The 22,486-nt window shown below is 29.0% G+C and carries 22 protein-coding genes; 18 read left to right on the plus strand and 4 right to left on the minus strand.

All coding sequences use genetic code 11. From position 1 onward, the window contains the following. Positions 1-15 precede the first annotated feature (15 nt). Genes CURT_RS04315 through CURT_RS04325 form a run of 3 tightly spaced genes read left to right on the plus strand, consistent with a single transcriptional unit; the run spans position 16 to position 3,213 of the window. On the plus strand, positions 16-1,089 hold the full coding sequence (locus tag CURT_RS04315) for a glycosyltransferase (RefSeq protein ID WP_176324082.1): 1,074 nt from the start codon (positions 16-18) through the stop codon (positions 1,087-1,089). Positions 1,090-1,099: 10 nt separating this feature from the next. Continuing rightward, on the plus strand, positions 1,100-2,089 hold the full coding sequence (locus CURT_RS09610) for an EpsG family protein (RefSeq protein WP_169478821.1): 990 nt from the start codon (positions 1,100-1,102) through the stop codon (positions 2,087-2,089). Further along, positions 2,086-3,213: a glycosyltransferase family 4 protein gene (locus tag CURT_RS04325; RefSeq protein ID WP_018713019.1), complete on the plus strand. Its 1,128-nt coding sequence runs from the start codon at positions 2,086-2,088 to the stop codon at positions 3,211-3,213. The genes CURT_RS09610 and CURT_RS04325 overlap by 4 nt, the downstream gene beginning before the upstream one ends. 10 nt (positions 3,214-3,223) lie before the next feature. On the opposite strand, the gene CURT_RS04330 is transcribed toward CURT_RS04325, so the two are convergent. Then, positions 3,224-4,165, minus strand: a complete 942-nt coding sequence (locus CURT_RS04330) for a sugar transferase (protein ID WP_018713020.1) — start codon at positions 4,163-4,165, stop codon at positions 3,224-3,226. A gap of 133 nt (positions 4,166-4,298) precedes the next feature. On the opposite strand from CURT_RS04330, the gene CURT_RS04335 reads away from it, so the two are divergent. Continuing rightward, positions 4,299-4,904 (plus strand): DUF2179 domain-containing protein, encoded by a 606-nt coding sequence (locus CURT_RS04335; RefSeq protein WP_018713021.1) that lies wholly within the window; start codon positions 4,299-4,301, stop codon positions 4,902-4,904. A 4-nt stretch (positions 4,905-4,908) separates the two neighbouring features. Here CURT_RS04335 and lptB read toward each other — a convergent pair whose 3' ends face one another. Genes lptB through CURT_RS04350 form a run of 3 tightly spaced genes read right to left on the minus strand, consistent with a single transcriptional unit; the run spans position 4,909 to position 6,278 of the window. Beyond that, on the minus strand, positions 4,909-5,634 hold the full coding sequence (lptB, locus tag CURT_RS04340) for an LPS export ABC transporter ATP-binding protein (RefSeq protein WP_018713022.1): 726 nt from the start codon (positions 5,632-5,634) through the stop codon (positions 4,909-4,911). Next, positions 5,627-6,049 carry a tRNA (adenosine(37)-N6)-threonylcarbamoyltransferase complex ATPase subunit type 1 TsaE gene (tsaE, locus tag CURT_RS04345; RefSeq protein ID WP_018713023.1) on the minus strand — a complete coding sequence of 141 codons (423 nt, stop codon included), beginning with the start codon at positions 6,047-6,049 and terminating at the stop codon, positions 5,627-5,629. Before tsaE ends, lptB begins: the two co-directional genes overlap by 8 nt. Further along, positions 6,033-6,278, minus strand: coding sequence for an RNA-binding S4 domain-containing protein (locus CURT_RS04350; RefSeq protein ID WP_018713024.1), 246 nt, complete (start codon positions 6,276-6,278; stop codon positions 6,033-6,035). The genes tsaE and CURT_RS04350 overlap by 17 nt, the downstream gene beginning before the upstream one ends. Before the next feature lie 73 nt (positions 6,279-6,351). Between CURT_RS04350 and CURT_RS04355 the strand changes: the two genes are divergently transcribed. From CURT_RS04355 to CURT_RS04420, 14 genes are all read left to right on the plus strand, one after another. Further along, positions 6,352-7,572 (plus strand): argininosuccinate synthase, encoded by a 1,221-nt coding sequence (locus tag CURT_RS04355; RefSeq protein ID WP_018713025.1) that lies wholly within the window; start codon positions 6,352-6,354, stop codon positions 7,570-7,572. Between the two features lie 12 nt (positions 7,573-7,584). Beyond that, a complete protein-coding gene (gene rplI, locus CURT_RS04360; protein ID WP_018713026.1) occupies positions 7,585-8,028 on the plus strand; it encodes a 50S ribosomal protein L9 in 444 nt (147 codons plus the stop codon). A gap of 1 nt (position 8,029) precedes the next feature. Continuing rightward, the gene (gene hslV / locus CURT_RS04365) at positions 8,030-8,572 is read left to right on the plus strand and encodes an ATP-dependent protease subunit HslV (protein WP_018713027.1); all 543 of its coding nucleotides are present in this window, start codon (positions 8,030-8,032) and stop codon (positions 8,570-8,572) included. Then, a complete protein-coding gene (hslU, locus tag CURT_RS04370; RefSeq protein WP_026320314.1) occupies positions 8,569-9,891 on the plus strand; it encodes an HslU--HslV peptidase ATPase subunit in 1,323 nt (440 codons plus the stop codon). The genes hslV and hslU overlap by 4 nt, the downstream gene beginning before the upstream one ends. Continuing rightward, the gene (gene era, locus CURT_RS04375; RefSeq protein WP_018713029.1) at positions 9,891-10,775 is read left to right on the plus strand and encodes a GTPase Era; all 885 of its coding nucleotides are present in this window, start codon (positions 9,891-9,893) and stop codon (positions 10,773-10,775) included. Before hslU ends, era begins: the two co-directional genes overlap by 1 nt. Before the next feature lie 76 nt (positions 10,776-10,851). Beyond that, positions 10,852-12,420: a hypothetical protein gene (locus CURT_RS04380; RefSeq protein ID WP_018713030.1), complete on the plus strand. Its 1,569-nt coding sequence runs from the start codon at positions 10,852-10,854 to the stop codon at positions 12,418-12,420. Continuing rightward, positions 12,417-13,439 carry a type 4a pilus biogenesis protein PilO gene (locus CURT_RS09430; protein WP_255199042.1) on the plus strand — a complete coding sequence of 341 codons (1,023 nt, stop codon included), beginning with the start codon at positions 12,417-12,419 and terminating at the stop codon, positions 13,437-13,439. The genes CURT_RS04380 and CURT_RS09430 overlap by 4 nt, the downstream gene beginning before the upstream one ends. Further along, complete coding sequence (gene mshL, locus CURT_RS04390; RefSeq protein WP_018713033.1) at positions 13,423-14,982, plus strand: pilus (MSHA type) biogenesis protein MshL; 1,560 nt, start codon at positions 13,423-13,425, stop codon at positions 14,980-14,982. Before CURT_RS09430 ends, mshL begins: the two co-directional genes overlap by 17 nt. Continuing rightward, positions 14,975-15,787, plus strand: a complete 813-nt coding sequence (locus tag CURT_RS04395) for an ATP-binding protein (protein WP_018713034.1) — start codon at positions 14,975-14,977, stop codon at positions 15,785-15,787. Before mshL ends, CURT_RS04395 begins: the two co-directional genes overlap by 8 nt. After that, complete coding sequence (locus CURT_RS04400) at positions 15,780-16,622, plus strand: CDC27 family protein (protein ID WP_018713035.1); 843 nt, start codon at positions 15,780-15,782, stop codon at positions 16,620-16,622. Before CURT_RS04395 ends, CURT_RS04400 begins: the two co-directional genes overlap by 8 nt. Next, positions 16,619-17,158, plus strand: a complete 540-nt coding sequence (locus CURT_RS04405) for a hypothetical protein (protein WP_018713036.1) — start codon at positions 16,619-16,621, stop codon at positions 17,156-17,158. Before CURT_RS04400 ends, CURT_RS04405 begins: the two co-directional genes overlap by 4 nt. A gap of 6 nt (positions 17,159-17,164) precedes the next feature. Then, positions 17,165-18,925: a GspE/PulE family protein gene (locus CURT_RS04410; RefSeq protein WP_018713037.1), complete on the plus strand. Its 1,761-nt coding sequence runs from the start codon at positions 17,165-17,167 to the stop codon at positions 18,923-18,925. Further along, positions 18,925-20,172, plus strand: a complete 1,248-nt coding sequence (locus CURT_RS04415) for a type II secretion system F family protein (protein WP_018713038.1) — start codon at positions 18,925-18,927, stop codon at positions 20,170-20,172. The genes CURT_RS04410 and CURT_RS04415 overlap by 1 nt, the downstream gene beginning before the upstream one ends. A gap of 171 nt (positions 20,173-20,343) precedes the next feature. Further along, a complete protein-coding gene (locus CURT_RS04420) occupies positions 20,344-22,485 on the plus strand; it encodes an FtsK/SpoIIIE family DNA translocase (RefSeq protein ID WP_018713039.1) in 2,142 nt (713 codons plus the stop codon). Position 22,486: the final 1 nt, after the last annotated feature.

A 22,486-nucleotide genomic window follows, 5' to 3' on the forward strand; every position in this document is an offset into this window, starting at 1 on the left:
TTTCTTAGAAGTCAATTGCCAGATACAGATTCAAGATTGCAACGATATATCAACATATTAAAAAAGTCAAATAACAGCTATTTGGTTGTTGGTTGGGATAGGGAAAACAACATTTCCAAATTTAAAGACAGTGAGATAATTTATAATAAGCCTGCTCCAATAGGTGGGGGAGTAAAAAATATTTTCCAATTAATCTTGTGGAATATTTTTATCTTTAGAGTTTTATTTAAATATAAAAAAGAGTATAAAAATATACATTCAGTTGATTTTGATACTGTTTTGCCAGCTCTGTTTTTCAAATTGTTTTTTAGAAAAAATCTGATATTTGATATATATGACAAATACACAGATGCAAGAAAAATGCCAAAATTTATATCTTTTTTTATAGATAAATTAGAATATTTTTCTTGTTTGATGGCTGATAAATTAATACTACCTGATATTTGCAGAGTAAAACAGTTAGGATTGAAAAACATCTCACCTTTAATAATTGAAAATGTTCCATACAGTGATAATATTGTCTATAAAGAGATGAAAGATGGCATGCCTATTGTTGTTAGTTATGTTGGAATTTTGGAGAGAAACAATAGAGGTTTGGAAAATTTAATAAATGCAGTAAAAAAATACCCAGAAAAAATAGTCTTGCATATTGCCGGTGATGGAGAATTAAGAAAAGTTATAGAGAGCGCCTCTTTGAAATTTAAAAATATAATATACTTTGGTCCTGTTGGTTATGACAAAGCTTTGGATATAATGTCGAATTCTAATCTAATAGTTGGGATGTATTATAAAACAATAAAAAATCATCTATATGCTTCGCCAAATAAATACTATGAACATTTATTTTTGGGAAGAGCGCTTTTGACAACTATTGGAACGCCACCAGGAGATAGGGTTTTGGAATTTAATACAGGTTTTGTTGTTGGTGAAAATGTTAAAGATCTGACTGTATTTTTGGAAAATTTATCGTTAAAAGAATGCAAAATTATTGGAAAAAATGCAAAAATTATTTGGGATAAATTTTACGCAAACTATTGGAGAAGTTATGCAACGAATGCCTACACGGAGATTTTAAAAATTGAGGATTAAAAAGCTTGATTTGTTCTCATTATTAGTTATACTACTTGTATCCTATATCATTAGCACCATATGGGATATAGGTATAACTAAATTAGGGCCAGATATGCCAGCATATATTAATATGTATATTTCCAATAACACTTATGGTAGAGAAGTCGGTTTTGAATTTTTAATAAACTTTTTTAATTTTTTTAACTTTAGTGTTGGATTCTTTTTTGGTTTTATATGTTTTTTCATAACAACAATATATTATATAAATTCAAAAAAAATACTTTTTGATAAAAATAACATATCTTATACTTTGCTATTTTTTGCTTTAATATTTTATTCAAGCTGGTACATAAATGCTATTGTAAATGGAGTTAGACAAGGAATTTCTCTCAGCATATTGCATTTTGCTTGTCTGTATTTTTTAACCGAAAAAAAATACTTAAAATTTATATTATTTTTTATCATTGCAATTTTGTTTCACTATAGTACTATTTTGATACTACCTTTTTTATTTTTATATTTATTTTCTTTTAAAAAGCTTGTTTTTTTATGGATCGTAATATCTATATTTTATATTTTAGGTTTTAATGAAATCATTTTTATGAAAATAACTTCACTACTAAATCTTGAGAGTGTGTATTTTAAAATCAAGGATTATTCTAGTTATCAAATTCAATACTATGGGTTTAATTGGGATTTATTTTTATATACGGTTTTTCCAATTATTTTTTTTCTGCCTTTTTATTTTTTGAAAAAAAATTTATTTGATAATTTTACAATTAATGTATTTAAACTATATATGGTTTTATGTTTTCCATATTTTATTTTTGGTTTTTCAAACTATTCAAATAGATATGCAGTTATTGCTTGGTTTTTATACCCACTTTTAATTTTGTTAACTATTAGGAAAATAAATTTTAAATTAAATTTTCTGAGCTTTTTAATAGTTCTATTTCTTTTTATTTCGAGTATTTTTTATTTTTGTATAATAAGGTTAAATTTGCAGGAAATGTTATGAAAATTTTTTTAATTGGCAATGTTGCGTCAATGATGATAAATTTTAGAAAAGAGCTCATTACAGAGCTTTCAAAAGATCATGAGGTTTTTTGTTTAGTGAGTGACTATACCCAAAAGGACAAAGATATTATTGATAGTTTTGGTGCAATTCCGCTTGACTATAGCCTAAACTCAAAAGGACTAAATCCTCTTAAAGATATTATTGCAACTATCAATCTCTATAAAATTATTAAAAAACACAATCCTGATATTGTCTTTTCATTTTTTGTTAAGCCTGTGATATTTTCATCTATTGCGGCTAAATTTGCAAAAACAAAAAGAGTTGTTGGCATGATAGAGGGACTTGGTAACGCCTTTACTATCAATCCAAAAGGAAGCAGTTTAAAGAGTAAAATTATTAAATTTATTCAAATTTTACTTTATAAAATTTCACTTCCATTGCTAGACAATCTTATTTTTTTACAAAATGATGATAAAAAAGATTTGGTTGATAAGTATAAAATCAAAGTTAAAAATATAGATATTTTGGGTGGCATAGGTGTTGATTTGGATAAATTTAGCTATAGCACTCCAAAGATAAAACCAATAAAATTTATTTTTATAGCTAGACTTTTGGCACAAAAAGGTATCTTTGAATACCTTGAAGCTGCAAAAACTATAAAAGAAAAATATAAAGAAAATGTGGAGTTTATTATTTTGGGCTCTTTTGATGAAAAAAACCCTTTCAGCTTGAGTAAAAAAGTTTTGGACGATTATATAAAAAGTGGCATCATCACATATCCAGGTTTTGTCAATAACCCAAATGAGTGGATAAAAAATAGTTCAGTTTTTGTTCTTCCGTCCTATAGAGAGGGAGTTCCAAGAAGCACTCAAGAGGCTATGGCTATCGGTAGAGCCATAATAACAACCAATAGTGTTGGCTGCAAAGAAACAGTTGTTGATGGCATAAATGGTTATTTAGTTCCCATTTGCGATATTAAGAGTCTAGTAAGTAAAATGGAACTATTTATAAAAAATCCAAATTTAATAGATAAAATGGGCAAAGAGAGCAGGAAAATAGCTGAGCAAAAGTATAATGTAAAAGATGTAAATAAAACACTTATAAGCTTTATCTTTAAAGAATAAGTTTGATTTTTTATATCCCTTTTTTTTCTAAAACTATCCAAATAGTTTTAAAAACTACTTTTATCTCAAGCCAAATTGACCAATGTTTTATGTAGTATAGATCATACATTAATTTTTGTTTTGCATCATAAACACCATCACCATATGGATAGCATACTTGTGCCCAGCCAGTAATTCCTGGACGAACTAAATGGCGTTCATTGTAATATGGTATCTCTTTTTCAAATTTATCCACCCAATATTTTCTCTCAGGTCTTGGACCTATTAAGTGCATATCTCCCTTTAAGACATTTATACATTGTGGTAGTTCATCGATTCTTGTTTTTCGCATAAATTTCCCAAAAGCAAAAACTCTATCATCATCTTTGCTTGCGAATTTTACTCCATCTTTTTCTGCATCAACTCTCATTGAGCGGTATTTTATACAGCCAAACTCATGCATATTTATCCCAACTCTTTTTTGGATAAAATAAATCTTTCCTGGACTTTGCTCTTTTATTTTTTTTCTAATATATGGTTTTATGGCTAAATTTATAACCCATAGTATTAAAGCACCAACTATATCAATAACTCTTTTTATTAGAAATTCAAATTTATTATATGATCTTATTTCGCTTAAAAAGTTAAGATTTTTTGAATCATCTGGTATGTAGATTTTACAAAGATTTTTTTCAAGAAATTTTTGAATAGAAACAATTTTTAAAGATCTTTTATGATATTTAAATTGCAAAAGTGTTAAAAACCTTATTATTTTTGAATCAAGTGTAAAATCAGTATTTAAAACAAGATATTTATAATAATCTTTTTTTAAAAGCTCTTTTATTTTTTTTCTAATTAGCACTGAGCTTTTTCTACTTCCATCATACTCTAAAAACTCTATATTTTTAAACTTTTTTCTAAGTTTTTTAAGTTCGATTTCATTAAATTTATATTTGTTACCAAGAACTATCAAGTCTTACTCCAAAGAAGTTAATAATTTTATATTTTATCTTAAATTATCTTTATAAGAGTTAAAATTCTGTATTTAAAATAGATTATTAATGAAATATTGTTAAAATATGATAATAAATTTTTGAAGAGGACAAATGACTATTTTTGCAAGTGAGTGGTTTGTAACTTTTGGTATGCCAGTTTTAATTTGCTTAGCTAGGATTATTGATGTTACGATGAGCACAGTTAGAATTATTTTTGTTTCAAAAGGGCAAAAATTTCTAGCTCCGGTTTTAGGCTTTTTTGAAACTTTAATCTGGCTTTTGGCAATTACATCTATTATGCAGCACCTTGATCAGTGGCAAAACTATGTTGCCTATGCACTTGGCTTTTCTCTTGGAACTTTTTCAGGAATAATTATAGAAAATAAAATAGCCCTTGGTCATGTTATGGTAACTCTTGTTACTAAAACTGATGCTCATAGACTTATAAAAGCTTTAAGAGATCAAGGATACTGGGTTACTGAAACTTCTGCTATAGGAAATGATGGTTTTGTCAGTATGATGGTAACTATTATTAAAAGAAAAGAGATTAAAAACATTATGCCACTTATTAAAAGGCACAACCCATGGGCAGCTTACACAATAAGTGATATGAGATATGCAAATCCTGGCATTGTAAATGTACCTGTAACTTATGATGTTAAAAGAAAAATAAGAAGAATAAGAAGAGATGAAAATCTACTTGAAGATAACAGCTAAGAGTTTAAAAAAATTTAAACTCTTCTCCAAGGTAGTACTTTCGTACATTTTCATCATTTGCCACTTCATCACTACTTCCACCAGCTAGAATTTCACCATCTTTCATTACATACGCTCTATCGCAAATTGCCAATGTTTCGCGGACATTGTGATCGGTTATTAAAATTCCAATATTTAGTTTTTTTAAATTTTTAACTATATTTTGAATGTCTGCCACAGCTATAGGATCAACTCCAGCAAAAGGCTCATCTAATAGCAAGAATTTAGGTGTTATAACTAAACTTCTTGCTATCTCGCAACGCCTTCTTTCTCCACCGCTTAAGCTTACTCCAAGTCTGTCTTTTATAGCAGTTATATTTAAAAGTTCTAGCATTTCATCTACTTTTTGATTGGCTTTGATTTTATCTTTTATACTAACTTCTGCGGCTAAAAGTAGGTTTTCTTCAACGCTTAACTCTTTAAAGACACTACTTTCTTGTGCTAAATATCCAATTCCTTGTAAAGCTCTTTTGTGAAGTGGAACTTTTGTAATTATTTTATCATCAAGCTTTATATCTCCACTAGTTGGTTTTATAAGCCCACATATCATATAAAAGCTTGTTGTTTTTCCAGCACCATTTGGTCCTAAAAGTCCAACAATTTCACCACTTTCTACACTTAGTGAGACATCTTTTATTATATTTGTTTTTTTTATAGTTTTTTTAAGATTTATAGCTTCAAGCCTATGCATAACTTACCTTATATTCTCTTTTATTTTCTAAATTTTTTATTTCAATAGTGCAATAATTAAGTTCAAATTTTTGAAAATATTTTTCCAAATTTTCATCTCCCCATTCAACTAGATGAAGCCCATCTTCAAAAAAATTTTCAAAAAGTCCATTTTGGGTTAAACTTTTAACTCCGTTTTGGTAGATATCATAGTGAAAAATTTCTAAATTTTGACATTTATAATTTTGCATAATGCTAAAAGTTGGAGAATTTACAATTCCATCAAATCCATGAAATTTAGCTATCTCTTTGACTAAGGTTGTTTTGCCACTTGCTAAATTACCTTTTAAGATTATAATGCCATTTTTGGGGAGTTTTTTAACTAAATTTACAAGTTCATTAATTCCAAAAATAAAATTTTCACACTTCTTTAACATATTTTGTTTGATCGCTTTTTGGTGTATTTTTTGTAGTTGGAAAGCCTAAAACCTCATATTTTTTCTCACCATTTAGGAATTTCAATGTGATAATATCGCCAATTTTCAGCTCTTTTGCTGGTTTGCATACTGCTTCATTTATGCTTACGACACCACTTTTACACATATCTTCACTAACCGCTCTTCGTTTTGTTAAATTTACTGCATTTAAAAATTTATCTATTCTCATAAGCCGTATTTTACCTTTTTTTAATGAAATTTAGGTAAAATTATTCTTAAAATTTTATAAAAAGGTTAAATTTATGAAAAAAGATGTTAAAAAGGTAGTTTTAGCCTATTCAGGTGGTCTTGATACAAGTGTTGTTTTAAAATGGCTCGAAGATGAGTATAAGTGTGAAGTGGTGACTTTTACCGCAGACATCGGTCAAAATGAGGATTTAAAGCCAATCAAAGAAAAAGCACTAAAGCTTGGCATTAAGGAAGAAAACATTTTTACGCTTGATTTAAAAGAGGAATTTGTAAAAGAGTTTGTTTTTCCTATGTTTAGAGCAAATGCTGTTTATGAGGGCGAATATCTACTTGGAACATCAATTGCTAGACCTTTGATAGCAAAACATCTTGTTGAAATTGCAGCAAAAACAGGAGCAGATGCTATAAGTCACGGAGCTACAGGCAAAGGAAATGATCAAGTTAGATTTGAGCTTGGAGCATACGCGCTCAATCCTGATATTAAAGTAATTGCACCTTGGAGAGAGTGGGATTTAAATAGTCGTGAAAAACTGCTTGATTTTGCGCATAAAAATGGCATAAAAATAGAACAAAAAAAGGGAAAATCACCTTATTCTATGGATGCAAATTTGCTTCACATCTCTTATGAGGGACTAATACTAGAAGATCCAAACAACTCTCCAGAGCCTGATATGTGGCGATGGACAACATATCCAAAAGATGCTCCAAATGAGAGTGAAATAATAGAAATAGAGTATAAGCATGGCGATCCAGTTGCATTAAATGGCAAGAGCCTAACTCCTGCAAATATGCTAAATGAGTTAAACAAACTTGGTGCAAAACACGGCATTGGACGACTTGATTTAGTAGAGAACCGCTATGTTGGCATGAAAAGTAGAGGTTGTTATGAAACTCCAGGCGGAACAATTATGCTTAAGGCTCACAGAGCGATTGAGAGTTTAACACTTGATAGAGGTGCGGCTCATCTAAAAGATGAGATTATGCCAAAATATGCAGAGCTAATTTATAATGGTTTTTGGTTTAGCCCAGAAAGAGTTATGCTTCAAGCTTTGATTGATGAGAGCCAAAAGCATGTAAATGGCAAGGTTAGACTTGAGCTTTATAAAGGAAATGTTACTGTGCTTGGAAGAAGTAGCAAAAAAGATAGTCTGTTTAACGCTAGTTTTAGTACATTTGAAGCTGATAATGTCTATAACCAAAAAGATGCCGAGGGCTTTATAAAACTAAATGCGTTAAGATTTATAATTGCTGGAAAAAATGAAAGAAAAATATAATAAAGGATAGATATGAAAGTATTACTTATAAAAGATGTAAAAAGCTTAGGAAAAGCTGGTGAGATAAAAGAGGTAAAAGATGGATATGGGCATAATTTTTTAGTTGCAAGAGGTTATGCCAAAATAGCAACAAACGAAGTTTTAAGACAGTATGAAGCTGCTAAAAAAAGAGAAGCACAAGAATTAGAAGATCAAATTTCTAATTTTAAAGATTTAAAAAAAAAGTTAGCCAAGATTAGAGTTAGCATAAAAAAACCTGTTGGAGAGGGTGGAGCTTTGTTTGGTTCAGTTACAAAAGATGAAGTTGCAAATGCCTTGAAAGAGCAAAAAAATATTGAAATAGATAGAAAAATTTTGGAATTTGATACCATAAAACATATTGGAGTGTTTGACGCAGAAGCTAAATTTAAGCATGGTATAACAGCTAAATTTGAAATAGAAGTAGTTGGCGAATAAAATGTTTGAAGCAACTACTATACTAGCCTATAAGGGCAAAAACGCCTCAGTTATTGGTGGCGATGGACAAGTTACCTTTGGAAATACAGTTTTAAAAGGCAGTGCTGTAAAAATTAGAAAAATTGGAAAAGATGGTTCAGTATTGGCTGGCTTCGCAGGAAGCACAGCTGATGCTTTTAATCTTTTTGATATGTTTGAAAAGTGTCTTGATTCTGTAAAAGGTGATCTTTTAAGAGCGGCTATTGATTTTAGTAAAGAGTGGAGAAAAGATAAATACTTAAGAAAACTTGAAGCAATGATGCTGGTTTTGGATAGGAAACATCTTTTTTTACTAAGTGGAATGGGTGATGTAGTTGAGCCAGATGACGGTAAAATTGCCGCTATTGGAAGTGGTGGAAATTATGCACTATCAGCTGCTAGAGCTTTGGATAAATTTTCAAATTTAAATGAGATTGAACTTGTAAAAGAGAGTTTGAAAATTGCAGGCGAAATTTGTATCTATACAAATCTAAACATAAAAACTTACTCTATAGAGGATAAATAATGCTTACACCAAGACAAATAGTAACAAAACTTGATGAGTATATAATCGGACAAAAAGAGGCCAAAAAGGTAATTGCCGTAGCACTTAGAAATAGATATAGAAGAATGCAACTAGAAGATGAGATGAGAAATGAAATCATTCCTAAAAATATCTTAATGATAGGATCAACTGGTGTTGGAAAAACAGAGATTGCTAGACGACTCTCAAAGCTTTTTGGACTTCCTTTTATAAAAGTTGAAGCTAGTAAATACACTGAAGTTGGCTTTGTGGGACGCGATGTTGAAAGCATGGTAAGAGATCTTGCAAATGCAGCTGTAAATTTAGTAAAAAGTGAAGAGATAGAAAAAAATAGTGATAAAATAGATGAATATGTCCAAAAAGAAATACTTAAAAAACTTCTTCCTCCACTTCCAAAAGGTGCAAGTGATGAAAAGTTAAGTGATTATGAAAAAAGCTATGAAAAAATGAAAGAAAAACTTTTAAGTGGCTCTTTAGATGAACTTAATATAGAAATAGAAGTTATGGAAAATTCACTTGAATCAAATCCAAATTTACCACCAGAAATGCAAAATATGCAAGATAGTTTTATTAAGATTATTGGAGTTGCTAGTAAAAAAGTCAAGAAAAATTTAAAAATCAAAGACGCAAAATCAGTTTTAAAAAATGAAGCTAGTAGCAAGGTTTTAGATATGGAAGCTATAAAAACAGAAGCTATGAATAGAGCTTCAAATAACGGCATAATTTTTATAGACGAGATTGATAAAGTTACAATTTCGGCTAAAAATAGCTCAAGACAAGATCCTAGCAAAGAGGGCGTTCAAAGAGATTTGCTTCCTATAGTTGAGGGCTCAAGTGTTAGTACAAAATATGGTGTTTTAAACACTGATCATATTTTATTTATAGCTGCTGGTGCATTTCATATGAGTATGCCAAGTGATTTAATACCGGAACTTCAAGGAAGGTTTCCATTAAGAGTTGAATTAGATAGCTTGGATGAAAATGCCTTGTATGAGATATTAACTAAACCTAAAAATTCACTTTTAAAGCAATACATTGCTCTTTTAAAAACAGAAAAAGTTGATCTTAAATTTAGTGACGATGGCATAAAGGAAATTGCTAAAATTGCGGCGCAAACGAATGAAAAAATAGAAGATATTGGTGCTAGAAGACTTCATACTATCATAGAAAAAGTGCTTGAAGATATAAGTTTTGAATCTGATAGTTACGCTGGTAAAAGCGTTGAAGTAGGGGCTGATTTAGTAAAAGATAAATTAGGCGAAATATCTCAAAGCGAGGATTTAGCAAGGTATATTTTATAATGCCAGATAATATAAAAAAAAGTGGTTTTGTTACACTCATTGGCAGAACAAATGCTGGAAAAAGTAGTCTTTTGAATTTTTTACTTGGTGAAAAACTTTCTTTAGTGTCGCATAAGCAAAATGCAACAAGAAGAAAAATCAACGCAATTGTTATGAATGATGACAATCAAATTATTTTTATTGACACGCCAGGACTTCATAAAAGTTCAAAAGCTATGAATAAAACTATGATTGAAATAGCACTAAATTCAGTAGGGGATGCTGATTTAGTGCTATTTTTAGCTAGCGTGCATGATGATATATCAAATTATGAAGAGTTTTTACTTAAATTTGATAATGTTAAGCATATATTAGTTTTAACAAAAATAGATGAAACAAGCGATGAAAAATTAGCTAAAAAAATAACTCAGTATTCTAAATTTGATGATAAATTTTTAGCTTTAGTTCCAACATCCATTAAAAAGTCAATTTGTAGAAAACCTCTTTTAGATGAAATTTGCAAATACTTACCATTTCATGAGTATTATTATGACCCTGAACTTTTAAGTCCAACTATATCAAAGGATATTTATAGAGATTTAATACTAGAGTCTATTTTTGAAAGTGTTAGCAGTGAAGTGCCTTATTGCAGTGATGTGTTAGTTGAAAAAGTTATGGAAAAAGACAATTTAATTTCAGTTTATGCTCAAATTATTACAGATAATAATTCTCATAAAAAGATATTAATTGGAAAAGATGGACTTACGATAAAAAGAATAGGAATAAAAGCAAAAAAGTTGATTTCAGATTTTTCTAAGTTAAAAATTTATTTAAATTTAGAAGTTGTTGTAAAAAAAGGTTGGAATTCAAATGAAATGTTAATTAGAAAGCATTTTATATATTGACTTTTAAAGCAAATTTGTCTAAACTATAGGAGTCTAAAGTGTTAGTAAATAAAATTTTATTAAAGAAAGTTGTGTTATGCTAAAGTTAAAAAGTAAAGAGACGAAAGTCAAAAAGAAAAAGCAAAAAGCTGAAAAAGGTTCAACAACTATCGTTACAATTGATAGAATAAATGAACAAACTTTCGGTTTTGCTGGCAACGAAGTTTTTCACTATGAGCGCATCAAAAAAGGTGCTAAAAATGAGTTTTATATAACTTATTTACCATACAAAGATATTTTAACAACTACTGTAGAAGTTAGTAGATCTACACCAGATGATGAAGTAATTGATGCAATCACCATCAAAACTTATGAGGATTTGTCATTAAATCCAGATGATGATTTTAAGATAACCTATCTTGAATCGGATATGAGTGATAATGACAATAGAATATATAATGTTTTTGTTGTAAATAACTCTATTTTAAGAAGCGATCTTTCATATATAGCTGAGAATACAAAGTATATTGACTATGTTGCAAAAGCACCATTTTTGATGTATTCACTATATAAAAGAAATATACTTCCATCCAACACAGTGGATTGTTTTATTTACTTCCAAGAGGAAGATGCATTTTTAGTTATCTATCAAAATGGAAAATATTTGGATTCAAGATCTCTTAGATATAACTTGAAATTTATTTGGGATAAATTTGTAGAGTTAAGCGGTGATAGGATTGACATAAATGATTTTTATTCAATGCTTTCAAAAGATGGTCTAATTAGTGAAAATGCAATAGATAGTGATAATCTAATACAAGTTTTTGATGAGATATTTTTATATATAAGTGATATACTAACAAGTATTACAAAGGTAAATAAAATATCTCTTGATAATGTTTTTTTCAGTACTGACATAGGAAACATTAAAGGAAGTGAAGAATTTATTACTGAAAGACTTGGAGTAGAACCAAAACCTTTTGATTTTAATATAGCAATAAATCAAAAAGATTTTGAAGATTTAACTCAACTTGATATTTTAATGATGCTTACAGCAAAAGAGTATCTTATAAATAAAGATGATGAATATAACTATTCTACATTTTTAAGACCACCACCACTAGCTCAAAGACCTGTTGGAAAGCTAATTGGTGTTGGAGTTGCCGCATTAATAGCAATTCTTGCATATCCTGCATATCAATATGCACATGGTTTTTACAATCAAAAGCTAACTGAGAAAAAGGAAATTGAATATGCTCAAAAAGATAAAGAGAAAGAAAGAATTGAGTCTGCTTTAGCAAACTTGCAAGATCAAATAAACCAAAAAAGAGAAGAAATTACAGCTGAGCAGAAAATTTTAAAAGAAAGATCTGATCTTTTAACAGCCATGTATAATAAAAAAGTTGAATACCCTATGAAAAGTAAAGCTATATTTGATATGACAAATATGATAAATAAACAAAGTGGTGAGCTAGTAGCTATTCACAATATAGATGAGAACTTAACATTTGAGGTAAGAACTGAAACTGAGAAAAAAATGACTGAACTTTTAAAAGCTATAAGTAATACAAAGGGTTATAATGTTGACACTAAACTTATACTTTTAGATGAAAATAATCAAACAATTGCTTATGAAAGTAATGTCAGTGTGGAGATGAAAAAATGAAAGAAAATTATTTAGATAAAATTGATAACGCACTGTTATCCAAGCAGCAAAATGAAGTTCAAATGATAAATTTGGGATTAGCTGTTGTTGTCTTATTATTTGGATATTTGCTTGCTTTTGGGCCTGCTCAAGATTATTTTGATGCAAAACAAAGTGCTTTGGATAATGTTGAAAAAAAGCTAGATGAAGTAAATAAATATCTTAAGAATAATAATGATACTACAATAGCTCAATATGAAAATACATTAAGACAAGAAGATGATAATCTTAAATATGTTCGAGCTCAAAACGATTATTTTGATAACAAATTGAGAGAGCTTTCTTATATTACATATAATGAAAAAAATTGGGCTAAATTTCTAGATTTTTTAACAACTGCTGCTAAAGAAAATAATATAAAGGTTTTTTCATTAGAAAGCAAGAATCTAAAAGTTGTTGAAAAAGAAGTTCAGCCTATGCTTGATGTCTCTTTAAATATGGAAGGTGGCTTTCATAATGTTTTAAAATATATAAATTCCATAGAAGAGTCGGAAATGGTTGTTGATTTAAATGGAATGGATATAAACTCAACATTACCAAATTTAATCGGTGGTAATATCAAGATTTCTGTATGGGGGGATGAAATATCAATGAAAAAAATATTAATATTAGCTGTTTTGGCAGCTGGAGTTTATGCGGCTCCTGATATGTCAGCATATGAAGATAAATTTAATGCTCTAAGTCAAAAAAGAGTTGGGCTTAGTGATAAGGATATTTTATCTTTAAAGAGTCCTTTTCCAGTAGAAGATCTTAAAAGTACCATATCGGATGATATAAAAGATACTGACTTGGTCGGAAAAGAACTAAATGCAATTGTTGCTGATAGGGTTAGAATAAATAAAGATTGGTATAAAATAGGCGATAGTATAGGTACTTTTGAAATAAAGAAAATTAATGAAAAAAGTGTTATTATTGAAAATGAAAAGAAAAGCTTAGAATTAAAACTAAAACAAGGAAATAAAAATGTCAAAATTAACTAAAAAATTAGCTTTATCACTGATTTTAGCTTTGGGTTTATCAACAGGGTTAAATGCTTCTACTTGCGATAAGAGAGCTTTTAATATCTCCATTACAGATACTGTAACTTTAAATGATATATTAACTCAACTTTCCGATACATGTAATTTTAGTATAGTTGCTAAAGATGCTATTGCAGCAGAAGCATTAAAGAAAGAGTTAGCTGGTGTTAGTATTAAAAATTTATCTCTAAGAGAGGTTTTTAATATTTTAATAAACGAAAACAATTTAGGATATGAGTTTAATAATCAAGCTCTTATGGTTTCAGCTTTACAAACTAAAACTTTTAAAATTGATTATATAACAAGTATTAGAGAGGGTAGTGCTATAGTAAGGGCTTCTACAGATTCATCTCCAAAAGAGTTTGATGCTGAAAGAAATGCGGAAATAATAGATGACAATGTTATAAGAGCTACTGAAAAATTTGATTTCTGGGCAAATGTATCAGATGAGATTACTTATATTTTAAATAATGGAACTGAAAAATATGAGGCAATTCCTCCAATTATAAATCAAAATGCAGGCTTAGTAACAGTAACAGCTACAAAAGCACAGCTAAAAAGGGTTGATGAGTATATAAAAGAGCTTCAAAGAAGACTTAAAAGACAAGTAATGCTAGATGTAACTATAATTGAAGTTCAGTTAAACAATAGCTATACAAAGGGAATTGATTGGTCTAAATTTGAACTTGGTTTTAATACATATGTAGATAATAAAAAAACACCTTCTGTGTTTAATTTTGGCAACCCAGCAAATGGTCAACGCACATTAAATATAATACCAGATGGGGATGCTAATTCAAAATATGGAACATTAACTTCTCAAGGTTGGAGTGGAAAAGCAAGCACTAGTAATGGTGTCTGGGCAATTGGTGCAAATTTAAACTTTAACATAAACGGTGCTATAAATTTCCTTGAAACAAAAGGAAAAACAAAAGTTATTTCTAATCCTAAGGTTATGACTTTAAATAATCAGCAAGCTATTATTACAGTTGGTGATATTTTTAATTATATCTTAATAGAATCAAAAAATTCTTCTGATTCATCTACTACAGTTTCTGAAAATAGAAAAATGTATTCTACATTTATTGGAATTTTATTAAATATTACACCTGAAATTTCAGATCAAAATAAAATAATGTTAAGAATAAATCCAAGTTTAAGTGAACTAAAATACAAAGAAGATGATAAAAAGCAAGATACTCCAAGAAGTATAGCACCAGATACAAGAGAGAAAAAAGTTTCTACTGTTATAACTGTAAATGACGGTGACACTGTTATTTTAGGTGGTATGATAGCACAAAGTAAAGATAAGAAAAATACTAATGTTCCAGTTTTAAGTGAAATTCCACTACTTGGAAATTTATTTAAAAGCACAGGTGATATTTTATCTACAACAGAGCTTGTATTTATTATAACTCCAAGATTGATGGATAATGCAGGTAAAAATATAGCTGATTCTTTAAAAGACCTAGGTTATTCAAAATCACTTTATACATATGAATAATTTTAGTCTAATTAAGGATATTTTTGTCGAGAATGATAATACTAAAGATTTTGTCAATCTCGACAAATCAAATCTTGCATATCATAAGATTTTAAGTGCTTTACAAAAGCCTTTAAAACTTATTCTTTTTTATGGTAAGCCGGGAACTGGAAAAACTTTTTTACTTTATAAAATTAAAGAAGATTTAGAAGAAAGAGTAAAAGTAGTTTTTTTTCCACAACCTTTTTTTGATGAAAAAGAATTTTTTCATGAAATGTATTTACAAATTTTTAATAAAGAGCCAAAAGAGCTTGTAGATAGCTATGAGAGCTTTATGCGTATTTATAAAAACAGTGATTTAAATACTGGCGAGCAGGTAGTAATACTGTTAGATGAGGCTCAGTTATATCCACCAGTTTTAATAGAAAAAATTCGTCTTATGGCTGACAGCAGACTTTTTAAATTTCTTTTTACAGTACATAAAACAGACGAGGAAGATGCTTTAGCAAAAGACTATTTTAAAACTAGAATTTGGTCAAGTATAGAGCTTCCTAACTCAACCTTAAGTGAATTAAAGCTTTATATTGAAAAAAAACTTTTATTTCATAACTTTCATGCTTATTATTATCAGTATAATGATGATAATTTTAATTTAATCTATCATTTAACTGATGGAAATTTAAGGAATTTAAATAAACTTTTATTTAAAATTTATGAAATTTGTGAATATTATGAAGTAAATAAACCAACAGAAGTTAATGCATCAGGATTTAGTAATAAAATTATTGAAATGGCTGCTATTAGTGTAGGACTTATAAATGCTTGAACATTTTGAAATTATAGAATTAGAAGAAAAGTGGAATGAATATAATAAAAATAAAGGAAATTTATCTAAAAATTTAGGTTTTAAAAAATCAGTTATTATAGCTTTTTTGACTGCATCAGTTTTTTTAGGCTTAATATTTTGGCTTGTATTTTCTAATAAAAAAGAAAATATTGAAGTAAAAACTGCACAAACTTCAGTAAAATCCGAAACTTTACCTAGTGTAAAAAGCACAGAAGTTGAAAAAAATAATACCTTAGACAAAAAAAAATCTAGCGATAAAAGAGGTGAATTAAATTTTAACAATATAGGAATAAACTCTAGTGTTGATGCTGGTGGTTTTATACTAAATAATGCCTATGAGCAAGAAAAACCAACTGTTTTTAAAGAAGAAAAAACCTTTTCTTCGATACCAAAAGATGAAATAATTGATTTTGGTAATCCTCCAGTGCCTCCACAAACAGTTTCTAATAGAAATTATACTAAAGTTGAAAACACTCAAAAAAAAGGAAAAGTTATTATAAAAACTGCTCCTTTGAAAGTAGATAAAAACTCTCTTGAAGAGAAATTTTATGCGAGCAATGACATACTGTATTCTTTAAAGCTTGCTCAAAATGCTTATGATAATAGAAGATACGATGAAGCTATCAAATGGGCATTAATATCAAATGAAATAGATAAAGATAGTGCAAAAAGTTGGATAATCTTTGCAAAAGCAAATTATAAAAAAGGCAATAAACAAGATGCTTTAATAGCTCTTGAAAATTTTAACTCAAGAGTTTCAAATCCAGAGGTTATAGCTACAATTAAACAGATGAAAAATGGTGATTTAAGATGAGAGCTTTAATCTTTTTACATGTTTTTTTAAGCTTTATTTTTGCTGTTGATATCTATGATATAAAGAATTGGAATGATGCTGGTAGTTATAATAGAATTTGTTCACAAAGTGTTAGGGATTTTTTTACAAAAACTCAAGACGAGTCAATTGCCAATATTTATGCAAATGCATGTTTAAAAATGGACAAAATAAATGAGTTAATAATTCCTATGGTTATGCTTTATAAAACTAAAGAATCAAGAGAAAATGCATCTTTATACTCAACTATACTTTTTCAAAAAAAAATGTTATACTTAGCCTTAGTGGATGGGGTAGATATAAGCTATATTAGAACCCCTAAAGTTAACTATATATTATCAATAGTGTTTGATAAATATGTAGTTGGTGATTATAAAAAAAATGGTGAAGCCTATAGGATGGCTTTAAATGATAAGAGCTATTGTGATCTTTTAATAAATGATGAAAACGGTGTTAAGCAACTTGTTGTAGCTATTTATAAAAATGATAAACTAAGCTCAATTAAAAAATATTGGTGAGTTACTATGAGTACGGCAGAACAGCTTGAAAATCATATTATAAATGTGTTAATTCAGCAACAAATTATATCGCCCGATGCAAAAGAAGAAATTGCTGAAAAAATGGATATTGGTCTTACTTTAGGTGAGGTTTTAATAGGTGATAATTATGTAAGTGATACGGATTTATCTTTACTTCTTGCTGATGTTTATAGAAAAGGCAAGATAGCTCTTGAAGAAATCGAAGAAAAATTTTTTATCGGCAAGCAAACTTTTTTAGAAAATTTTGCCAAAAAATATAAAATGGTTTATATTAATTTAAATGAAATTGATATAGATTACAGAATTTCTGAAAGAGTTTCATTAAATCAGCTTAAAAGGTTTAAGGCTTTACCTGTTAAAGAAGATGATTTAAATATCTATGTAGCCTTAAAAGAACCATTTGATATAAACGCTCAAGATAGAGTTCAAGCACTTTTTAATAGAAAGCTTTTAAAAGTAGTTATAAGCGATCCTGAACAAATAGACAGGTATCTATCAAAAGTTGAACTTGCTGAAAGTATCAAGGGTATTGTTGCTGATATTAGAAAAGAACTTAATAGTGTTGGTGAGGAAGCTGTAGATAGTAGCAATAGCTCTGGTATTTTAAATTTGATTGAAACTATTGTAAAACAATCAATTAAATTAAAAGGTAGCGATATTCACATTGAACCAACTGAGACAAACTGTATCGTAAGAACTAGAATTGATGGAATGCTTAATGAAATTTTTATATTTGATAGAGATATTTATCCACCGCTTGTTTCAAGATTAAAACTTTTATCTAATATGGATATAGCAGAAAAAAGAAAACCACAAGATGGTAGATTTTCTTTAAAAGTTGGCGATAAAGAGTATGATTTTCGTATCTCGACTTTGCCTATTGTAAATGGGGAATCTACAGTTATGAGAATTTTGGATAAATCAAAAGTTCTAATAAGTCTTGATAAACTTGGTATGCATCCTGAAAATTTGAAAAAATTTAACGCTGCGATGCATGCACCTTATGGTATTATTTTGGTTACTGGTCCTACAGGTAGTGGTAAAACAACTACTTTGTATGCTGCACTTAATGATATGAAGAATGTTACAACTAAAATTATTACAGTTGAAGATCCGGTTGAGTATCAGCTAAATATGATTCAACAAGTTCATGTTAATGAAAAAGCAGGACTTACATTTGCTAGTGCTCTTAGATCTATTTTACGACAAGACCCTGATGTCATAATGATAGGTGAGATTAGAGATCAAGAAACACTTAGAATTGCTATTCAATCAGCCTTAACTGGTCACTTGGTTTTTTCTACACTTCATACCAATGATGCTGTTAGTTCAATACCAAGAATGGTTGATATGGGCATTGAACCATATTTAATAAGTGGTGCTATTACAGCTATTGAGGCTCAAAGACTTATTAGAAAACTTTGCCCTAAATGTAAACAACCTATTACTTTACCAAAAAGCATGATGGATAAAATAGAAAAGTATTTACCAGAAAATTATTCTTTTTATAAAGCGGTTGGATGTGAAGAGTGTGCAGGTAGTGGATATGTTGGAAGAGAAATGATAAGTGAGGTTTTGCCTATTAGTGAAAAGTTACAAAGCTTGATAGCATCGGGTTCTACAAAAGAGGAAATGAGTAAAGTTGCCTATGATGAAGGCTTTATTGATATGTTCCATGACGCCATTATAAGAGCAGCAAAAGGAACTACAAGTATAGAAGAAGTTTATAGGGTGGCTAAAGAGTAATGAAAAATTTTGAAGTTGAATATGTAAAAGATGGTAAAAGACAAAAAATGTTTGTTAAGGCTGACAATAAAGCATCAGCCCAAAATATAGCAAAAAGACAAAGAAGTGGAACTATCTTAAAAGTTGGAGAGACAAAAAATGCTCCTGCTAATATTGGTTTAAACGACTTAGCTGCAAATGTCACTAGGCTTTTAGGGGTTGGTGGAAAGATAAAGATTCCACTTATGGTTGCTTCTGTTAGACAACTTGCAGTTATGACAACCGCTGGAATTTCTATTCATGATAGCATTAAAGAAGTTGCTAATTCAACAGAAGATGCAAGATTAAAAGAAATTTTTACTTCTATGAGTGATGACTTAAACTCAGGTCTTAGTTTAACTGAAGCATCTAATAAATTTAAACATGAGCTTGGTGATGTTTTTATAGCCATGGTAAGTCTTGGGGAAAATACGGGTAATATGGCTGAAGCATTGACAAAATTATCAGAAATGATGCAAGAATTGTGGGACAATAAACAAAAATTTAAAAAAGCTATGCGTTATCCTATCACTATTTTAATAGCATTAGCTGTTGCATTTGTTGTTTTAATGCTTTTTGTTGTTCCTAAATTTAAAGAAATTTTTGATGAGCTTGGTGCAAATCTTCCACTTCCTACGCGAATTCTTTTTTCTATTGAAAGTGTTTTAAGCAATTATGGCTTATATGTTTTAGGTGGATTGATAGCTACAATATTTGGTATAAGATATATGCTTAGAAACAATGACGAGTTTAAAAAAGGTTGGGATAAATATATTTTAAAAGTTTATCTGTTTGGAAAAATCATATTTTTCTCAACAATGTCAAGATTTACTCTTATTTTTACAGAACTCGTAAGAGCTGGTATCCCAATAGCAGATTCACTCGATACAGCAAATAAAATGGTTGATAATCAAACTTTAAAAGTAAAGCTTGGAACTGTTAAAGTCGCAGTTCAGCAAGGTGTTAGCCTAACTGATGCTTTTAGAAATACTGAAGTTTTTGAGAGTATGCTTATACAGATGATTAGTGCAGGTGAGCAAAGTGGTAGTTTGGACACTATGCTTAAAAATGTTGCTGATTATTATAAAATGAAATTCAATGATATTATAGATAATATTTCAAGCTATATAGAACCACTTTTACTATTTTTTATGGCTTGTATGGTATTGCTTCTTGCTCTTGGTATATTTATGCCTATGTGGGATTTGGGAAGCGCTGTTAAAAACTAAAATAATTTGGGTAACATTTTACCCAAATTCAACCATTTTAAAAGATTATTTCGTTAAAATAGTATTTCATTTTTTTAAAAGGATTTTACTATTTTAAGAGAGATTATTTTTATTATTCTAGCGGCTTTATCAGTTTTTTTAGAAATTTCAACTATTTCTTTAAATCATCACATGGTAGGTAGTTTAGGGGCTTTTTTAGGAAAGTATAATATCTATATTTTTGGATATTTTGCCTATATTTATCCAATTGTATTAATTATTCTCATTTATTTTTCTTTTAAAAACATTAAAAATTTTACGGCAAGATTAGTTGAGCTAGTTAGTGGTTTAATTTTGCTATTTTTTACTGTTTTAATAGCTCAAGCAACTATTTTTTCTACAAATAAAGGATTCATTGGTGAAACAATAGTTATCTCTTTAAAAGATATGATTGGAAGTGCTGGAATGTGGGTTTTTATAGTAATGATGTTTGTTTTATCACTTGTTTTAATATTTGAAGAAAAAATAACAATTATTATTAAAAAATCGTTCATAACTCCAAAAAAACATCTAGGAATTATGATAAACTCAAAACAAGAAAATGATGAAACTATAGATGATATAGACAGACCAAAAGAAAATGAATTTTCAGAAAAAGACAATCAAGAAATAGATTTAACTTTAGAAAAAGAAGATGGCAAAATAACAAAAGAAAATTCTGCTTCAGACAAGATGAAACAAGCAAATGAAAAAGAAAAGACTTTAAATTTAGAGCCTATAAATTTAAAAACCACTATCTTAGAATCAGAAATTTCAAGTGAAAATAAAAATATTGCAAAAAAACCTAAAAATTTAAACAAGGTTGAACACTTAAAAGAAGTTGCTGAAAATAAAAAATTATTAGATCAATTAGACAAAGGCGAAAGTGTTAAAGTAGTTGATTTCAAACTTCCAAGTTTGGATTTTTTAAACGATCCTCCAAAAATATCAAAAAATGTAGATGAAGAAGAAATCGATCAAAAAATTTATGATCTTCTTGATAAACTTAGAAGATTTAAAATAGATGGTGATGTTGTCAGAACATACTCAGGTCCAGTTGTTACAACTTTTGAGTTTAGACCAGCTGCAAATGTAAAAGTTAGTAAAATTTTAAATTTAGAAGATGATTTGGCAATGGCCTTAAAGGCAAAAACTATAAGAATTCAAGCTCCAATTCCAGGAAAAGATGTAGTTGGCATTGAAATTCCAAATAAAAATATTGAAACTATTTATTTAAAAGAAATTTTACAAAGTGAAATTTTTAAAAAAGCTTCAAGCCCTCTTACTATTGCACTTGGTAAAGATATAGTTGGGCAGCCTTTTATAACAGATCTTAAAAAACTTCCTCATTTACTAATTGCAGGAACTACTGGAAGTGGAAAAAGTGTAGGTATAAATTCAATGCTTTTAAGTTTGCTTTATAAAAACTCACCAAAAACTTTAAGGCTAATTATGATAGATCCAAAAATGCTAGAATTTAGCATCTATAATGATATACCACATCTTTTAACTCCTGTTATAACAGATTCAAAAAAAGCATTAATTGCTTTATCAAATTTAGTAAGTGAAATGGAAAGACGATATAAAATTATGGCACAAACTAGTACTAAAAATATAGAAAACTACAACCAAAAAGCCATTAAAAATAATTTTGAAACTTTTCCTTATATAGTTGTTATAATAGATGAGTTAGCGGATTTGATGATGACAAGTGGCAAGGATGTTGAGTTTTACATTGCTAGGCTGGCTCAAATGGCAAGAGCAAGTGGAATTCACCTAATAGTTGCAACACAACGTCCAAGCGTGAATGTTGTAACAGGTTTAATTAAAGCAAATCTTCCTTCAAGAATTAGCTTTAGAGTAGGGCAAAAAATAGATAGTAAAGTTATTTTAGATCAAATGGGAGCTGATAGTTTATTAGGGCGAGGGGATATGCTTTTTACTCCTCCATCAAACACTGGACTTATTAGACTTCATGCACCTTTTGCAACTGAAGAAGAAATTTTAAAAGTAGTAGAGTTTTTGAAATCCCAAGGTCCAGCTATTTATGATGATAAGTTTTTAGAAGAAACCAGTAGTGAAGAAGACAAACAAAATATTGATGATATTGAACTTGATGAACTCTATGAAGAAGCAAAAGAGATAATTCTAACAGATGAAAAAACTTCTATTAGCTATCTTCAAAGAAGACTTAAAATAGGCTATAACAGAGCAGCGACTATTATTGAACAGCTCGAAGCCATGGGAGTTTTAAGTGAAGTAAATGCTAAGGGTCAAAGAGATATTATAAGGTGAG

This window comes from Campylobacter ureolyticus, assembly GCF_013372225.1.
In the GTDB taxonomy this organism is placed as follows: domain Bacteria; phylum Campylobacterota; class Campylobacteria; order Campylobacterales; family Campylobacteraceae; genus Campylobacter_B; species Campylobacter_B ureolyticus.

Excerpts from the sequence above, each read along its gene's own strand:
- tsaE (WP_018713023.1), bottom strand. The coding sequence starts at position 6,049 with ATGTTAAAGAAGTGTGAAAATTTTATTTTTGGAATTAATGAACTTGTA.
- CURT_RS04400 (WP_018713035.1), top strand. The coding sequence starts at position 15,780 with ATGCTTGAACATTTTGAAATTATAGAATTAGAAGAAAAGTGGAATGAA.
- CURT_RS04355 (WP_018713025.1), top strand. The coding sequence starts at position 6,352 with ATGAAAAAAGATGTTAAAAAGGTAGTTTTAGCCTATTCAGGTGGTCTT.
- CURT_RS04350 (WP_018713024.1), bottom strand. The coding sequence starts at position 6,278 with ATGAGAATAGATAAATTTTTAAATGCAGTAAATTTAACAAAACGAAGA.
- rplI (WP_018713026.1), top strand. The coding sequence starts at position 7,585 with ATGAAAGTATTACTTATAAAAGATGTAAAAAGCTTAGGAAAAGCTGGT.
- CURT_RS04335 (WP_018713021.1), top strand. The coding sequence starts at position 4,299 with ATGACTATTTTTGCAAGTGAGTGGTTTGTAACTTTTGGTATGCCAGTT.
- lptB (WP_018713022.1), bottom strand. The coding sequence starts at position 5,634 with ATGCATAGGCTTGAAGCTATAAATCTTAAAAAAACTATAAAAAAAACA.
- CURT_RS04405 (WP_018713036.1), top strand. The coding sequence starts at position 16,619 with ATGAGAGCTTTAATCTTTTTACATGTTTTTTTAAGCTTTATTTTTGCT.
- CURT_RS04380 (WP_018713030.1), top strand. The coding sequence starts at position 10,852 with ATGCTAAAGTTAAAAAGTAAAGAGACGAAAGTCAAAAAGAAAAAGCAA.
- CURT_RS04415 (WP_018713038.1), top strand. The coding sequence starts at position 18,925 with ATGAAAAATTTTGAAGTTGAATATGTAAAAGATGGTAAAAGACAAAAA.
- CURT_RS04325 (WP_018713019.1), top strand. The coding sequence starts at position 2,086 with ATGAAAATTTTTTTAATTGGCAATGTTGCGTCAATGATGATAAATTTT.
- hslV (WP_018713027.1), top strand. The coding sequence starts at position 8,030 with ATGTTTGAAGCAACTACTATACTAGCCTATAAGGGCAAAAACGCCTCA.
- CURT_RS04410 (WP_018713037.1), top strand. The coding sequence starts at position 17,165 with ATGAGTACGGCAGAACAGCTTGAAAATCATATTATAAATGTGTTAATT.
- CURT_RS09430 (WP_255199042.1), top strand. The coding sequence starts at position 12,417 with ATGAAAGAAAATTATTTAGATAAAATTGATAACGCACTGTTATCCAAG.
- CURT_RS04395 (WP_018713034.1), top strand. The coding sequence starts at position 14,975 with ATGAATAATTTTAGTCTAATTAAGGATATTTTTGTCGAGAATGATAAT.
- era (WP_018713029.1), top strand. The coding sequence starts at position 9,891 with ATGCCAGATAATATAAAAAAAAGTGGTTTTGTTACACTCATTGGCAGA.
- mshL (WP_018713033.1), top strand. The coding sequence starts at position 13,423 with ATGTCAAAATTAACTAAAAAATTAGCTTTATCACTGATTTTAGCTTTG.
- CURT_RS04420 (WP_018713039.1), top strand. The coding sequence starts at position 20,344 with ATGGTAGGTAGTTTAGGGGCTTTTTTAGGAAAGTATAATATCTATATT.